The sequence below is a fragment of the Ochrobactrum teleogrylli genome, assembly GCF_006376685.1.
GTDB lineage: Bacteria > Pseudomonadota > Alphaproteobacteria > Rhizobiales > Rhizobiaceae > Brucella > Brucella teleogrylli.
Genome location: NZ_VEWL01000002.1, coordinates 63,533 through 79,581 on the forward strand (window position 1 = coordinate 63,533; position 16,049 = coordinate 79,581).

The following is a 16,049-nucleotide window of genomic DNA, read 5'->3' on the forward strand; positions in this document are numbered from 1 at the left end:
TCGGGTCGAGACTTCTTGCCGCGCCGTTTCGAACGTGGCCTTGCGTGTCGATGAAGGGCTTATTCTTCCCCGGATTCGATCTGCTTCAGGGTAGCTTCCGATTCAGCCTGCGCTTGCTTGCGCATGGCCTCAGCCTGTGCGGGGGTAAAACCGCCGCCAGACGTTCTCGATGCCGCAAGACGCGTGCGATCGGAATCGAGTTTTGCAGTCATCTGCTGCTTTTCTTCCGGTGTGATCTGCTCGGTTGCAGCCTTCGGCATACGACCGAATGTCGGATAGACGCCGGTGCGCAATGCGCCTTCCTGCGGCACGCCCTGAAATTCCTTGCCACCGGCACAGGCAGTGAGCATCGCTGCGGCGGTTAATGCCAGCATGAGATGGGCGATCTGCCGCGTGCTCTTGGTCATATGTCTGATCCCGGTTCTGCCGTTGAGGCTGCCGCACAAGTCGCGACAGAATATACTTCCGAAGGGATAGCACCAAGTCGATGCATCATGTCAACAAGCGATTGGCCCAATTCCGACATTTGGCCTGCCGAAGCCGCTTATTTCGATAGGAGCAGCACTCTGATCCTCAAAAGATTACACAAAGTAATATTTTGTTACCAATGGGTTAATCCTTAACCCCACGGAATAATGCATAGTGCCTGTCGTATAAAATGCACTTCGATAGTTGCCTTCACGGCATAAAAAACTTAAAAATTGGCAACAATTGCAGATCAGGTGATTTGCACACTGCTAAAATTGGCTCACTGAGAAACTGGGAGAGCCACTTTAACGCATTGATATAATGGAGTTTGTTTCCCTAAGCTTTTATTGGGCTTTGACAGGGGACCGTGGGAGAAATCACTTTTGTGATTGGTTCCACCCACACGGGAGAGCCGATCTCCCGAAGCCAGGTGGGTTCGGACACGTCCGGTTCGCCAAACTGGTCAGGGAAATCGAGCTGGAGCGGACTATTGAAATTTGTACCTTCTGCGCACCGGACAACCGGCCGACTACTTTCAGGCAGCGTGGCTTTGCTCGCGCTTCTGGTGTCGTCCTGTACATCGACGGGGACCGGTCCTGACGGCAAGCCACTGCAGATGACGGCCAATGGCTCGATGCTGACCGAGACGCTGCAAAGTGCTGCCGACCAGACTGTCGCCGCCGAAGCTGGCACAGAAGCAAAGACCGCAGAGACAAAGACGGAAGAAAAGCCCGGCGAGGCCAAACAGGTCGCAGCCGCTGCAACGGCGGCCAATCCTGGCGCTACATCTGCCGCCTCCCCGGCCAAGGAGAATGCGAAAAATGCAGCCGTGACCGCAACTGCGGAAAACGCGGCAACCGAAGTGCAGCCAACCCAAGTGGCAGCGGCGGCACCGGAAAAGAAGAGCAATTCGCTGTTCGGCTTGTTTGGCGGAAGTGGTTCCAGCGAATCGAAGCCAGCCGAAGCGACCGAACAGCCAGCCGCAACGGCCAGCGCCGAGAAGCCCAAGGCTAAGACCGCTGAAGCAAAGCCTGCAACCGAGGCCGAAGCGCCTGCCGCTGAAGTCGCGAAGGCGAACGAGCCGGAAGCCGCCAAACCGGCCCAGCCGGAAAAGCCGGTTCAGGTCGCTTCGCTTTTCGGCACACCGAAAAATGCCAATGCCTATGCGACACCCCAGCGCCCGACCGCATCGCAGGGCAGCATCTCGCGGCTTTTCTCCGACGAATCGGCCAATTCACGTTCCGACCGTACCGAGAACAAGAAGCTGGCGATGGCAAAGCCTGTCTCGCCTGCCGTGAAGCATGAGTATAATTATACATTGCCAGGTGTGCGCGCGAATGGCGGCATCGAGATCAAGCATCGCAATAGTCTCTATGACGACACCGACATTGATGCGAACGAATATGATGATTCTCCCAATGTCACGCTTGCTTCGGCGCCCGGCCTCGCCCGGCTCGCGCCGAACGGCCTGAAGGTACAGCGCCAGACCGTGGATGTTGCCTGCCTCAAGCCGCAACTCGTCGCCATGCTGAAGACCATGGAACGGCACTTCCGCCGCCCAGTCATGGTCACATCCGGCTATCGCAGCCCTTCCTATAACCGCAAGGTCAACGGCGCCCGCAAATCGCTCCATATGATCTGTGCCGCAGCCGATATTCAGATCGATGGTGTTTCCAAGTGGGAAATGGCCCGCTTTGCGCGATCAATGCCGGGACGCGGCGGCGTCGGCACCTATTGCCATACGTCATCCGTCCATGTGGATATCGGGCCGGAACGCGACTGGAACTGGAAATGCAAGGGCTGATCTGAACCTCTGCGCCCCAATTCTCTTGAATGAACAGGCTGGCCCCATTGGAGCCAGCCTTTCTTTTTGTCATCGATTTCAAAGCCATAGCCTGGAAATCCACAGGCTGCGTCCTACGGAATAGGTGCTTATGCGACTTTTTTCAGAAAACTGATTTTAGGGGGTTGCGAGTCAGCATCGACCTGAATATAAGCCCACTCACACCAGCAACAGGCGCCCATCGTCTAGCGGTTAGGACAGCGCCCTTTCACGGCGCAGACAGGGGTTCGATTCCCCTTGGGCGTACCACTTGCTGGTTTTTCTTTTCCCCAACATATCAAAGCTTTAGCGCTCCGAGCGCGATCCTTCGCACGCCGTTTTGCACCATCTGAATTTATTTCACAGATGCTGAAAAAAGGGGCTTGCATGTCTGAATTATCCTGACTATAAGCGCCCCACACCAGCAGGCGCCCATCGTCTAGCGGTTAGGACAGCGCCCTTTCACGGCGCAGACAGGGGTTCGATTCCCCTTGGGCGTACCACTTGCTGGTTTTTCTTTTCCCGAAAAATTGATGGAATTAATACTGGCCGTTCTGCCAGTATATTGTTACGCGCAGCTGGAACCACTTCGCAATTCAAAGGGAAATTACTGCGTATGTCGCAAGCTACAGCCATTGTTCCCACCGCCCATGCCAGCCGTTATCTGCAGCAACTCTGCAAACACTGGGCGCATAAGTTTGCCGTCGAATTCACACCCGAACACGGCCAGATCGATCTCGGCGACGACCGGCTGGTGATTCTCGACGCCGATGCGGAAAAACTGACCACCACCGTGAAGACCTCAGCCGAAAATCTCGAGCGGCTTCAGGACGTCGTGGTCAATCACATCGTCCGCTTTGCCTTCCGCGAGGAACTGGTGTTCAACTGGCAGCAGACGCAGGTCTAAGAGCCGCCATTTACCTTATCCGCAAATTGCCTGCAAAATGCCCGGAATAGCCATTATCGCATCACATTCCGGGCTCATTCACCCGCGACATTCCTCACAACTTCAAGCGACCGATTTGATGGGGAAAGATATGATGACCAGCGAAACCAGAACCACCCTCACCTTTCTCGGTGCAGGCTTTGTCGCCGCAGCAATGGCGCTTGGTGCGGATCTGAGCTGGGCAGATGTTATCAAGGCTCTTTTCTGAAACGAGCGATAACAAGCACCGATTGTGCTTTTGACTTTTTGCGGCGTTAGGCGGACAAACATTTCGCCATTCCGTCCAAACTGTTCAGAAGCTTTATGTTATTCCCAACACCCCTTGTCTCCGGCAGGCTCGAACGCCGCTATAAAAGATTTCTCGCAGACGTAACGCTCGACGATGGCCGCTTCATTACGGCGGCAGTGCCCAATACCGGCTCCATGCTCGGCCTGACGACGCCCGGCTCGCGCGCCTGGCTCAGCGTTTCCGATGCGCCCCACCGCAAATATGCCCACACGCTGCAGATCATCGAAGCTGACGGCACTTTGGTCGGCGTCAACACCGGTCTGCCGAACAGAATCGCCGAAGAGGCAATACGCGCCGGTCTCATTCCGAGCCTCGGCGGCTATGCCAGCCTCAAGCGTGAGCAGAAATACGGACAGAATTCCCGCGTCGACATTCTGCTCGACGAAGGCGCCCTGCCCCGCGCCTATGTGGAAGTCAAGAACGTGCACTTCACCCGCACGGCTGGCCTTGCGGAATTTCCCGATACGGTGACCGCGCGCGGGACAAAACATCTCAATGAGCTGGCCGACAGTGTTGCCGCTGGTCATCGTGGTGTGATGTTGTTTATTATCCAGCGAAGCGATTGCAGCAAATTCAGCATTTCCGGCGATCTCGACCCTGTCTATGCACGCGCTTTTGAGCGCGCCGTCGCATCCGGGGTTGAGGCATGGGCCGTTCGATGCCACATAACGGATAAAAGCATTGTCGCCACCGAGCTGGTGCCAATTGAATAGACAAAGACGGATCTAGTAATGGTAACTTATATCGAAGCGACAAGCGCCCCCATGAAATATACCGGCCAGATCAGGCTTTATGGCCCGGACGCCTTCGAGGCGATGCGCAAGGTCTGCAACCTGACCGCACGCTGCCTTGATGCGCTGAACGACATCGTGAAGCCCGGCGTGACCACCAATGAAATCGACCGCTTCGTTTTCGAATTTGGCATGGATCAAGGCGCCTTCCCGGCGACGCTCAACTATCGTGGCTATACCAAATCGACCTGCACGTCGATCAACCACGTTGTCTGCCACGGCATCCCGAACGACAAGCCACTGCGCGAAGGCGATATCGTCAATATCGACGTGACCTATCTGCTCGACGGCTGGCATGGCGATTCCAGCCGTATGTATGCGGTGGGCGAGATCAAGCGCGCTGCCGAACGTCTGCTGGAAGTCACCTATGAAAGCCTTTTGCGCGGCATTGCCGTCGTCAAGCCGGGCGTAAAGACAGGCGCTATCGGCGCTGCAATCCAGACCTATGCCGAAGGCGAGCGCTGTTCCGTGGTGCGGGATTTCTGCGGCCATGGCGTTGGTCAGCTTTTCCACGACGCGCCGAATATCCTTCATTACGGCACGCCGAACGAAGGCGTGGAAATCAAGGAAGGCATGATCTTCACGATTGAGCCGATGATCAATCTCGGCAAGCCGCATGTGAAGGTGCTGGCGGACGGCTGGACTGCCGTGACGCGTGACCGCTCGCTGACCGCCCAGTATGAACATACGGTTGGCGTTACCAAGGACGGCTGCGAAATATTCACATTGTCACCGGCCAATATGTTTGGCCCTGCATCGATGCGGTAAAACTGGAAATATAGTCTCATCTGTTTTTGCGGGGGTTTAAACAGAATGACAAAGAAAACGGATAGACCGGGGAGCTACAGCATCCCCGGTTTCAGCGACACGCTGCAGCTAACGCCGAAAGTGGCGAAGCAGCCGCATCACGTCGGCCACCGGGATCGCCTGAAGCAGCGCTTCCAGGCTGCGCCTGATGCGCTTGCTGATTATGAGCTGCTTGAACTCCTGCTCTTTCGCGTTATCCCACGCGCAGATACCAAACCCATCGCAAAGGCCTTGCTGACCCGCTTCGGCACGCTTGCCGAAGTGCTGGGAGCCCCCGAAAAGCTCATCGCGGAAGTACCCGGCGCTGGCCCCTCCGTGGCGCGTGATCTCAAGATTATAGAAGCCGTTCACAAACGCAGTGCGCGCAGCAAGGTCATGAAGCGCGAGGTTTTCAGTGTCTGGGAAAAGGTGATCGATTATTGCGCAGCCGCCATGGCGCATGAGACACGCGAACAATTCCGTATTCTGTTTCTGGATAAAAAGAACCGGCTCATCGCCGATGAAGTGCAGCAGCGGGGCACGGTCGATCATACGCCGGTCTATATACGGGAAGTGGTTCACCGGGCGCTAGAGCTTGCGGCAACGGCCATCATTCTCGTCCACAATCACCCTTCAGGCGATCCATCGCCGTCTCGGCCCGATATCGACATGACGCACGCGCTGATAGCGGCCGCCAAGCCTTTGAAAATCGCGGTGCACGACCACATCATTGTCGGCAAGGAAAAATGCATCAGCTTCCGAAAGCAGAACCTGATGTGAAGCCGTCAGGGCTGGCCTGTTGCAGATCGTTACCACTTGTTAAGCATAGCGCGAAGAATGGCTGTGCGACGGATGGAATTCGCTCGAATTTTCTTAAATTTAGTCACAATCACCCAACAGAAGGCAACCGAACCGAAGACGGCAAGGCCCGTCTTTGCCAAACAGATCTTGCATGTTTCCATCAGCGTTCCGGGTGGAAAAACGGAGTACAAAATGTTGAAGCGTACCTTTACCGCAGTGGCGCTCAGCGCCAGCATCATGGCCATCGCAGCCCCGGCATTCGCTGCCGATATGATGGGTTCGAACGATTATTCCTACAACGAGCCGGTTGCCGAAGGCCCGCACGACTGGTCCGGCAATTATGTCGGCGCACAGGTCGGTGCATCGTCCTCGAAGATCCCCGGCCCGTTTACGAATCGCGCTGGTGTGCTCGGTGGCGTTGTCGCCGGTAAGAACATCCAGAGCGGCAATTTCGTCGTTGGCGGTGAAGTCGAAGCCAATTTCGCGGAAGCCGAACACCGCATCGGTAATGGCGGCAGCCTCCAGCAGTCTTGGAACACCAATGCCAAGGTCAAAGCCGGTTACGCCTTCGACAAGACGCTGGTTTATGGCACTCTCGGCTATGGCGCAACGCGCTTCAAGGCGAAGGACAACACCACGTCAGGTCCGGGCTGGGAAGGCGGCGCGCTGGTTGGTGCTGGCGTCGAACAGGCCCTGACCGGCCCGCTTTCGGTGAAGGCTGAATATGACTTCCAGCGTTTCGGCGACGTGAAGTCTGAAGTCAACGGCGTTTCGCAGCGCAACAACCTCAAGAACCACGCCATCAAGGCCGGTCTGAACTATCGCTTCTAAAGCGATATAAGCCTTATACCGTTTCTGCATAAGGCAATTCCATTTTTGCACAAGGGCTGCGGGTCAACCGTAGCCCTTTCTTTTTGCACCGATTTCTTTGCTTTCAAAAGAGTTCGTCCGCTTTCGTATCTCTTGACTCCGGCACCGGCTCCTATCTTATAGGGATGTGCGATTGGGGATTAGGCGCGTGGCTATTGTGTTTAAATTTTATGCAAATATGCCGATACAAATTCTTCCCGTTGCGCGATTTTATTTAATCGAGTGCTAAAACAACGCTTTATCACTCAGCCAGGAAGATAGCATGCAGCGTGTTTTCGATGGGCATAACGATGTCCTTCTGAGGCTCTGGGAAAACTCCAGAAACGGCGACGATCCCATCCGGGAATTCATCGACGGAACGCAAACCGGCCATATTGATGCGCCGCGCTCCCGCAAAGGCGGTCTCGCTGGCGGCATTTGCGCCATCTATGTGCCGTCCGGCCACCATATCGAACTTGGCAAACCCGACGCCAATGGCCATTACGACACGCCGCTTTCTCCGCCGCTCAAGCGCACTCCTTCCCTCGACATCGCCATCGAAATCGCATCCATCGCACTCCGCCTTGAAGAAGCTGGCGCGTGGAAACTGTGCCGCAATGGCCGCGAGCTCGATGAAACGCTGAACAGCGACACCTTTGCCGCCGTTCTGCACATGGAAGGCTGCGAGGCGATTGACGCCGATCTTGCCGCGCTCGATGTCTTCTACGCGCTTGGCCTGCGTTCGCTTGGCCCTGTGTGGAGCCGCAACAATATTTTCGGTCACGGCGTTCCCTTCTCTTACCCGATGAACCCGGATACCGGTCCCGGTCTCACGGAAGCGGGCAAGCGTCTCGTCAAGGCGTGCAACCGCAAGGGTATTCTGATCGATCTCGCCCATATCACCGAGCAAGGCTTCTGGGATGTGGCTGAACTCAGCGACCAGCCGCTGATCGCCAGCCACTCCAATGCCCATGCCCTGACGCCCGTGGCCCGGAATCTGACGGACAAGCAGCTGGATGCCATCCGCGAAAGCAAGGGGCTTGCGGGTCTCAACTACGCCACCACCATGCTGCGCGCCGATGGCAAGGAAGATGCCAACACGCCGATGTCCGATATGGTTCGCCACATCGATTACATGGTTGACCGCATGGGGATCGACTGCGTGGCGCTCGGTTCCGATTATGACGGCGCGACCATCCCAGCCGAAATCTCCGATGCCGCCGGGACCCAGAACCTCGTCACGGCCTTGCGAGAGGCCGGATATAACGATGAGGAACTGGCGAAGCTTTGCCGGGACAACTGGATCAGGGTTCTGAAACAGGCATGGCACGAAGCCTGAGATACAAATACAATTCAACAAAATCCCAACAAAAATACAGAAAGGGAACTCAATCATGATGCATTTCGGACGTTTTCGCATCCTCGCCGCTGGTGCAGCGCTTGCTGCCGTTATGGCTGCCAATCCGGCCCTGTCGGCCACGCCAGCCGACACGCTCGTCCAGGCATGGGCGATCGATGACACCATCACGCTCGACCCGGCAGAATCCTTCGAACTCAGCCCGGCTGAATTCATCGGTAATGCCTATGACATGCTCGTTCGCCTCGACATCAACGACACGTCGAAAGTCGTGCCGGGCGTGGCGGAAAGCTGGACCGTTTCCGACGACGGCCTGACCTACACGTTCAAGCTGAAAAAGGACATCAAGTTCGCTTCCGGCAACCCGATTACCTCTGCCGACGTGGCCTATTCCTTCGAACGCGCCGTGCGTCTGGACAAGAGCCCGGCCTTCATCCTGACCCAGTTCGGCCTGACCAAGGATAATGTCAACGAAAAGGCGAAAGCCGTAGACGACACGACTTTCGTCTTCACCGTGGACAAGCCATACGCACCAAGCTTCGTGCTGAACTGCCTGACCGCGACCGTCGCCGCAGTCGTCGACAAGAAGCTTCTCGAAGAGCATGCCGCAAAGGTCACACCGACCGACGACTACAAATACGACACCGACTATGCCAATGCATGGCTGAAGACCAAGTCGGCAGGCTCCGGTCCGTTCGCGATCCGCGAATGGCGCGCCAATGAAGTCGTCATTCTGGAACGCAACGACAATTATTACGGTGAAAAGGCCAAGCTGAAGCGCGTTTTCTATCGTCACGTCAAGGAAAGCGCGACACAGCGCCTGATGCTTGAATCCGGTGACGTCGATGTGGCGCGTAATCTGGAACCCGGCGACTACGAAGCCGTTCAGAAAAACGACAAGCTGACGACGACCAGCGCCGCGAAGGGTACGGTCTACTATATCAGCCTCAACCAGAAGAACGAGAACCTGGCCAAGCCGGAAGTTCGCGAAGCGTTCAAATATCTGGTCGATTATGATGCAATCGGTTCGACCCTCATCAAAGGCATTGGCGAAATCCGCCAGACCTATCAGGCTAAGGGCGTTCTGGGCGCGCTCGATGCTGCACGCTACAAATACGACGTTGCAAAGGCGAAGGAACTTCTCGCCAAGGCAGGTCTGAAGGACGGTCTTTCCGTGACCTTCGACGTGCGCAACACGCAGCCGGTGACCGGCATTGCCGAATCCTTCCAGCAGAGCGCTGCTCAGGCTGGCGTGAAGATCGAAATCATCCCGGGCGATGGCAAGCAGACCCTGACCAAATATCGTGCGCGTAACCACGACATGTATATCGGCCAGTGGGGCATGGACTATTGGGATCCGAATTCCAATGCCGAAGCTTTCACCAGCAATCCGGATAACAAGGACGATGCCGCCAACAAGACGCTGGCATGGCGCAACGCCTGGGACATTCCCGAGCTGACCAAGCAGACGCAGTCTGCTCTTCTGGAACGCGACAACGAAAAGCGCGCCGAGATCTACAAGAAGCTTCAGCAGGAAGCGCTCGACCAGAGCCCGTTCGTGATGGTTTTCCAGCAGATCGAGACGGCCGGTATCGCCGGCAATGTGAAGGGTTACAAGCTCGGCCCGACATTCGACTCCAACTTCCTTGCTCCGATCAGCAAGGAATAGTCGGCCAAGCCTTGGCGCATGAATGTGCTAAGCGGCTTTAAAACAACGAGATGGAGCGGTTTTCTGAATCAAAAAGGAAAGCCGCTCCAGAGCTTTTTTCAAGCAAAGATGATCGAGCGTCAGACCGGACCCTGTTCTGAACGCACTCATCATCGGAAGCGGTCAAAACATTGAGTAACACTGAAACCACCAAAAAGGTTAGGCGAGCGCCGCGGCGTTCATCGGCCCTTGCCGCGTCGATAGCCAGTTTTCTGGTCATCGTCGTCACGACCTATCTGGGCCTTTTGGCCGTAACATTCTTCATCGGTCGCGTCGTGCCGATTGACCCTGTCCTGGCCATCGTCGGCGACCGCGCGCCTGCGCATGTCGTCGCCCGCGTGCGCGAGGAAATGGGCTTCAACTTGCCCTATTACCAGCAGTTCTTTCTTTACGTGAAAGGCGTGCTGCAAGGCGATTTCGGCACTTCGGTGCTCACGACCAATCCGGTCATGACCGACATTCGCCGCGTATTCCCGGCCACGATGGAACTGGCCACACTCGGCACGATCATCGGCGCCGTGTTCGGCATTCCGCTCGGCGTGCTCGCAGCCGTCAAACGCGGCAGCATCATCGACCAGATCGTGCGCGTTATCGGCCTTGTCGGTTACTCCGTGCCGATCTTCTGGCTCGGCATGCTTGCGCTGCTGATCTTCTATGCCCGTCTCGGCTGGACCTCCGGTCCCGGACGTATCGACATTACATTCGAATACACGTTCACTCCGATCACCGGCTTCTACCTGATCGACGCGATCCTCCAGCGTGACTGGCCAGCCCTCAAGGATATTGTCTCCCACCTTATCCTGCCATCGGCACTGCTTGGCTATTTCTCGCTCGCCTATATCAGCCGTATGACCCGTTCCTTCATGCTCAACGAGCTTGATCAGGAATATATCGTCGCGGCGCGCGCCAAGGGCATTTCGGAAACCCGCATCATCTGGGGCCACGCGTTGCGCAACGCCGCCGTGCCGCTGGTGACCGTGATTGCGCTTTCCTATGCTGGGCTTCTGGAAGGTTCGGTTCTGACCGAAACCATCTTCTCCTGGCCGGGCCTTGGTCTCTACATCACCAATTCGCTACAAAACGCTGATATGAATGCCGTTCTCGGTGGCACCATTGTTATCGGGTCGGTCTTTATCGCGCTCAACCTCGTGTCCGATCTTCTCTATCGGCTTCTCGATCCAAGGACGCGCGCACGATGAGCCAAATGACAGATACATCCAACCTCTCATGGCGTGAATGGCTGCTTACCGAGCGGCCCCAGTCACGCGCGCAGGCCCGCCTCGGTCGCGCCTATATGGTCTGGCGGCGGTTCACCGCCAACAAGCTGGCCGTTCTCGGCCTCCTAATCATCATCGGCCTGCTGGTCGTTGCAGCGCTCGCCGATGTGCTGGCGCCGCATTCGCCGGTTGTCGGCGATCTGGCCAATGCCCGCCTGCTGCCGCCGGGAAGCCCCGGCTATCTGCTCGGCACCGACGATCAGGGTCGCGATATTCTTTCGCGTCTCATTCACGGTTCCCGCCTGACGCTCTATGTCGTACTGCTGGTTGCGATCATTGCGGCCCCAATCGGCCTGCTGGTCGGCACAGTGGCCGGTTATGCGGGCGGCTGGGTCGATGCGGTTTTGATGCGCATTACCGACATCTTCCTCGCCTTCCCGAAACTCATTCTGGCGCTTGCCTTCGTGGCGGCTCTGGGACCGGGCATCGAAAACGCCATCATCGCCATCGCGATCACCTCATGGCCGCCTTATGCGCGCATTGCTCGCGCAGAAACGCTGACCGTGCGCAACTCCGACTACATCTCCGCTGTCCGCCTGATGGGTGCTTCGCCGATCCGCATTGTCGTGCGCCACATCATGCCGCTCTGCACCTCGTCGCTGATTGTCCGCGTGACGCTAGACATGGCGGGCATCATTCTGACGGCAGCGGGTCTCGGCTTTCTCGGCCTCGGCGCACAGCCGCCACTGCCGGAATGGGGCGCGATGATCGCATCGGGTCGCCGTTTCATCCTCGACCAATGGTGGGTTGCCGCCATGCCCGGCATTGCGATCCTGATCGTCAGCCTCGGCTTCAACCTGCTGGGCGATGGTCTGCGCGATGCGCTTGATCCGCGGGGTAACAACCAATGAAGCCGCTTCTGACAGTAGAAGACCTGCGCGTCACCTTCCCGACGCGCACGGGGGCCATCGAGGCTGTCCGTGGTGTCAGCTTTGAGCTGGGCCGCGAACGCCTCGGCATCGTTGGCGAATCCGGTTCAGGCAAGTCCCAGACCGGGCGCGCCATCATGGGTCTGACGCCACTCCACGCGCAGATCACGGCCAAGACGCTTAATTTCGACGGCATCGATCTCCTCAACATTTCGGCCCGTGAACGCCGCTCCTTACGCGGCGGGCGTATCGCCATGGTGTTGCAGGACCCGAAATATTCGCTCAATCCTGTGATGACCATCGGCAAGCAGATTGCCGAAACGCTTAAAGCCCACGGCAAATACAGCAGCGGAGAAATTCGCACGCGCTCGATGGCCATGCTGGAAGCGGTGCAGATTCGCGATCCTGAACGCGTCATGAAACTCTATCCGCACGAGGTTTCGGGCGGCATGGGTCAGCGCGTGATGATCGCCATGATGCTGGTGGCCGAACCGGAACTGCTGATTGCCGACGAACCGACTTCGGCGCTCGACGTGACGGTACAGCTCGAAGTGCTCGGCATTCTCGACAAGCTGGTGGCCGAACGTGGCATGGGGCTGATCTTCGTCAGCCATGACCTGCGCCTTGTTTCGTCCTTCTGCGACCGCGTCATCGTGATGTATGCGGGCCGTATCGTCGAAGAGATCGCGGCCAAGGATCTTGCCAACGCGAAACATCCCTATACGCAAGGATTGCTGAACTGCATGCCGAAAATCGGAGCCGACCGCCATCCTCTGCCCACCTTGCAGCGTGAGGAGGCCTGGAAGCTATGAGTACGGCACCAGCACTGAGCGTCGACAATATTGACGTCTATTTCGACCATTTCCATGCGTTGAAGTCGGTCAGCGTCCATGTGGCGCAGGGCGAATCCTATGGTCTCGTCGGCGAATCCGGTTCGGGCAAGTCCACACTTCTGCGCGCAGTCGCGGGACTTGCGCCGATTGACGATGGCGAAATCCGTATCGACGGCGTACCTCTCAAGACACCACGCGACAAGGCCTTCTATCGCAAGGTGCAGATGGTGTTTCAGGACCCTTATGGCTCCCTGCACCCGCGCCAGACGGTGGACCGGCTTTTGCTGGAACCGCTCGCCATTCATGGTGTCGGCGATGCCGAACAGCGCATCGTGCGCGCATTGGATGAAGTGGGGCTCGGCTCGGGCTTCCGCTTCCGCTATCCGCACCAGCTTTCGGGCGGTCAGCGCCAGCGCATCGCCATTGCCCGCGCATTGATCGTGGAACCGAGCATTCTGCTGCTCGACGAACCGACTTCGGCGCTCGACGCATCAGTACAGGCGGAAGTGCTGAACCTGCTGGAACAGGTTCGCCGTGACCGCAACCTCACCTTCATCATGGTGAGCCACGATCTCGGCGTTGTCACCCATATGTGCGACCGCCTTGCAGTGATGCGCAATGGTGAAGTGGTCGAACAATTACAGGCTGGCGATCTAGTCACCGGCAATATTCACGCCGACTATACCAAGAACCTGATGCGCGCGAGCGAAGGTTTCCGGCGCTGAAACCAGTCGCATGACACAACAAAAAGGGGACCTTTCGGTCCCCTTTTTTATTCCTCAGAAGCTTTGCGGGCATTGTCCCCGTCCTGGCCGCGCCGCCAATAGGCGACAATCAGCTGGCGATTCTTCGGAACGTTACGCTCCTTGCGCATATAGCTGCGAATATTACGGAAGGCATTGAACTCGCAACCCGCCCAGACATAAATGTCTTCCTCGCCTTCCGGCAGTTCGACCGCACGCACCGCATCCTGCAACAGCGTGGTGGTGCCAGCTTCGGCGCCCTTGCGGTTCAGCCATTGCACATCGACATTCGCACGCGAGACAAGCTTCTGTTCCTCGGCCTGATCGCCGATTTCAATGCGCACAACGGCCTTTGCATCTTCAGGCAGTCGTTCGAGAATGCGCCCGATGGCGGGCAGCGCGGTTTCGTCGCCTGCGAGCAGATACCATTTGGCATCGCCTGCATCGCCACCGCCCGGACCAGTCATGCCGACAATATCGCCCGGCTTGGCGTTAAGCGCCCAACCCGAACCCGGAGCGTCGCAATCATCACCATGCACAACCATGTCGATATCGACCCAGCCCGCTTCAGGATCGATATTGCGGATGGTATAGACACGGGTTGCAAGCTTGGCATCGCCTTCCGGCCATGCCGGACGCCCGTCCTCACCCGTCACCGGCCATTGTGGCTTTGCCAGCCCCTTTGGCGGGAACAGAAGGCGGATATGCAGCCCGGTATGCGAAAACCGCTGGAGGTTGTCGCCTTTCAGGCGCACGCGACGCATATGCGGCGTGACATTGGACACCGCCACCACCTGCATTTCGCGGAAGTAAGGCAGCGGCAGTCCCGCCGCGCCATCGCCCTGCCAGATGATTTTCGGCGTGGGGCTGCCCTTCTCCAGAAATTCCAGCACATGCTCGGCGATTGAATATTTCATATAGGCAAGGCCGGTCTCATCATCGCTTTTGACATCGACGCTGACCGTCTCGTTATCCCATTGAACATCGGCCTGACCGAAGCTCAAAACGAGTTTCGCATGCGTCTCGTCACGCTGCACATCAGCATGTTCGACGAAATGATCGAGCAGTTGATTGACGATGTGACCAGCATTGGTCAGCGTAAAGCGGGTATTGGCGTTGAGTTCGGACACGACCCATCCTCCATCGGATGAAATGATGCGCCAGCCTTACCCGAATATAAGATGACAATTCAAGTCATCATTTGTCTTTGATCGCGCAATATAGCGTGACAGGCAGTGCCTGCCGCCATACATCGAACGAGCCAAGCGCACCGGCTTGTGCCACGGAAAGCCGCACGAGTTCTCCGCCAAAGCGCTGCCGCCAGCCGAAAAGCTGCATTTCACTTTGCAAGGTCACGGCATTGGCAACCAGCCGTCCGCCGGGTTGCAGTGCATCCCAACAGGCTTGCAACACGCCTTCATCCGTCACGCCGCCACCGATGAAAATCGCGTCAGGCTTTTCCAGTCCTGCGAGAGCGCCCGGCGCTTCACCGGAAACGATCTGCAAACCGGGTACGCCCAGCGCATCGCGATTGCGGGCGATCATGCCTTGCCGCCCTTCATGCGCCTCGATGGCGATGGCACGACAGGAAGCATGGGTGCGCATCCACTCGATACCGATGGAGCCGCACCCCGCGCCGACATCCCATAGAATTTCGCCAGGCAGCGGCGCCAGCCGCGACAGTGTCACGGCGCGAATATCGCGCTTCGTTAGTTGACCATCATTTTCGAAGGCTTCATCAGGCAGGCCGATCACACTGGGAAGAATTTTCGCATCCGGCTCTGCAATGCATTCCACAGCGACGACATTCAGATCGGCACCGGCGGGAACTGTCCATGCACCTGCAATACCGCGCTTATGCGTTTCTTTGGGGCCACCCAGATGTTCCAGCACATCGATGCGGCTTGGTCCAAAACCGCGTGCGGCCAGCATTCGGGCGATTTTTTCAGGTGTGGAACCGTCATTGCTGAGGATCAGCAATTTGATGCCGGGCAGAATATGCTTCGCCAGCACGTCCAGCGGACGCCCGTGCACGCTGAGGCAACACACGTCCTGCAGCGACCAGCCCATACGCGCCGCAGCCAGCGAAAACGACGACGGATAAGGCAAGACCAGCATTTCATCCGGAGAAAAATGCCGGGTTAGCGAAGCGCCCATGCCGTAATGCATCGGATCGCCGCTGGCCAGAACCACGACTGACGTCCCGCGCTCGGCTGAAATCATCGGAAAAGCATCCTCGAAGGGCGAAGGCCATGCAATCTGCCGGGCACCGGGTGTTTCACCGATGAGCCCCAAATGCCGCTTGCCACCAAAAATCACATCAGCCGAAGCAAGGGCCTGCCGCGCAGTCTCGCCAAGCCCATTCAAACCGTCTTCGCCGATGCCGATGACCGTCAGCCAGCAAGCCATGCTCTTTGCTCCGTTTTCTTCGTTCGTAGGGTGCGACGGTGACAAGCGCAAGTCCCAAAGGCGGTTCCTACTTTCCGGCCCGGCACGGGCGGCGTATAAGG

General features: G+C 57.5%; 15 protein-coding genes and 2 tRNA genes. 14 read left to right on the forward strand and 3 right to left on the reverse strand.

Annotation, left to right across the window (positions count from 1 at the left end; translation table 11 throughout):
* Positions 1 to 59 precede the first annotated feature (59 nt).
* Positions 60 to 407 (reverse strand): hypothetical protein, encoded by a 348-nt coding sequence (locus FIC94_RS04415; RefSeq protein ID WP_109369256.1) that lies wholly within the window; start codon positions 405 to 407, stop codon positions 60 to 62.
* A gap of 551 nt (positions 408 to 958) precedes the next feature.
* Here FIC94_RS04415 and FIC94_RS04425 point away from each other — a divergent pair.
* The 14 genes from FIC94_RS04425 to FIC94_RS04490 all read left to right on the forward strand — a co-directional run bounded on the left by FIC94_RS04425 (position 959) and on the right by FIC94_RS04490 (position 13,521).
* A complete protein-coding gene (locus FIC94_RS04425) occupies positions 959 to 2,272 on the forward strand; it encodes a YcbK family protein (RefSeq protein ID WP_140024071.1) in 1,314 nt (437 codons plus the stop codon).
* A gap of 213 nt (positions 2,273 to 2,485) precedes the next feature.
* Positions 2,486 to 2,560 (forward strand) — tRNA-Glu (locus tag FIC94_RS04430).
* 158 nt (positions 2,561 to 2,718) lie between these two features.
* Positions 2,719 to 2,793: transfer RNA gene (locus FIC94_RS04435), tRNA-Glu, on the forward strand.
* Between the two features lie 113 nt (positions 2,794 to 2,906).
* On the forward strand, positions 2,907 to 3,197 hold the full coding sequence (locus FIC94_RS04440; RefSeq protein ID WP_140024073.1) for a DUF2218 domain-containing protein: 291 nt from the start codon (positions 2,907 to 2,909) through the stop codon (positions 3,195 to 3,197).
* 342 nt (positions 3,198 to 3,539) lie between these two features.
* Entirely contained in the window at positions 3,540 to 4,238 is a 699-nt protein-coding gene (gene sfsA, locus FIC94_RS04445; RefSeq protein ID WP_140024074.1) for a DNA/RNA nuclease SfsA, read from the forward strand.
* An 18-nt stretch (positions 4,239 to 4,256) separates the two neighbouring features.
* Entirely contained in the window at positions 4,257 to 5,084 is an 828-nt protein-coding gene (gene map / locus FIC94_RS04450) for a type I methionyl aminopeptidase (RefSeq protein ID WP_109369260.1), read from the forward strand.
* 45 nt (positions 5,085 to 5,129) lie between these two features.
* Positions 5,130 to 5,882: a RadC family protein gene (gene radC, locus FIC94_RS04455; RefSeq protein WP_140024076.1), complete on the forward strand. Its 753-nt coding sequence runs from the start codon at positions 5,130 to 5,132 to the stop codon at positions 5,880 to 5,882.
* Positions 5,883 to 6,095: 213 nt separating this feature from the next.
* A complete protein-coding gene (locus FIC94_RS04460) occupies positions 6,096 to 6,734 on the forward strand; it encodes an outer membrane protein (protein WP_109369262.1) in 639 nt (212 codons plus the stop codon).
* Between the two features lie 301 nt (positions 6,735 to 7,035).
* Positions 7,036 to 8,091, forward strand: a complete 1,056-nt coding sequence (locus tag FIC94_RS04465) for a dipeptidase (protein ID WP_140024077.1) — start codon at positions 7,036 to 7,038, stop codon at positions 8,089 to 8,091.
* Between the two features lie 55 nt (positions 8,092 to 8,146).
* Positions 8,147 to 9,778 carry an ABC transporter substrate-binding protein gene (locus tag FIC94_RS04470; protein WP_140024079.1) on the forward strand — a complete coding sequence of 544 codons (1,632 nt, stop codon included), beginning with the start codon at positions 8,147 to 8,149 and terminating at the stop codon, positions 9,776 to 9,778.
* Positions 9,779 to 9,948: 170 nt separating this feature from the next.
* Entirely contained in the window at positions 9,949 to 11,016 is a 1,068-nt protein-coding gene (locus tag FIC94_RS04475; RefSeq protein ID WP_109369265.1) for an ABC transporter permease, read from the forward strand.
* Positions 11,013 to 11,945, forward strand: a complete 933-nt coding sequence (locus FIC94_RS04480; protein ID WP_140024080.1) for an ABC transporter permease — start codon at positions 11,013 to 11,015, stop codon at positions 11,943 to 11,945. The genes FIC94_RS04475 and FIC94_RS04480 overlap by 4 nt, the downstream gene beginning before the upstream one ends.
* Positions 11,942 to 12,775, forward strand: a complete 834-nt coding sequence (locus FIC94_RS04485) for an ABC transporter ATP-binding protein (protein WP_109369267.1) — start codon at positions 11,942 to 11,944, stop codon at positions 12,773 to 12,775. Before FIC94_RS04480 ends, FIC94_RS04485 begins: the two co-directional genes overlap by 4 nt.
* Entirely contained in the window at positions 12,772 to 13,521 is a 750-nt protein-coding gene (locus FIC94_RS04490) for an ABC transporter ATP-binding protein (RefSeq protein WP_140024082.1), read from the forward strand. Before FIC94_RS04485 ends, FIC94_RS04490 begins: the two co-directional genes overlap by 4 nt.
* A gap of 47 nt (positions 13,522 to 13,568) precedes the next feature.
* Here the strand turns inward: FIC94_RS04490 and FIC94_RS04495 are convergent, their stop codons facing one another.
* Together FIC94_RS04495 and cbiE are read right to left on the reverse strand one after the other, a co-directional pair.
* Complete coding sequence (locus FIC94_RS04495) at positions 13,569 to 14,669, reverse strand: siderophore-interacting protein (protein ID WP_140024083.1); 1,101 nt, start codon at positions 14,667 to 14,669, stop codon at positions 13,569 to 13,571.
* A gap of 67 nt (positions 14,670 to 14,736) precedes the next feature.
* A complete protein-coding gene (gene cbiE / locus FIC94_RS04500) occupies positions 14,737 to 15,948 on the reverse strand; it encodes a precorrin-6y C5,15-methyltransferase (decarboxylating) subunit CbiE (protein WP_140024085.1) in 1,212 nt (403 codons plus the stop codon).
* Positions 15,949 to 16,049: the final 101 nt, after the last annotated feature.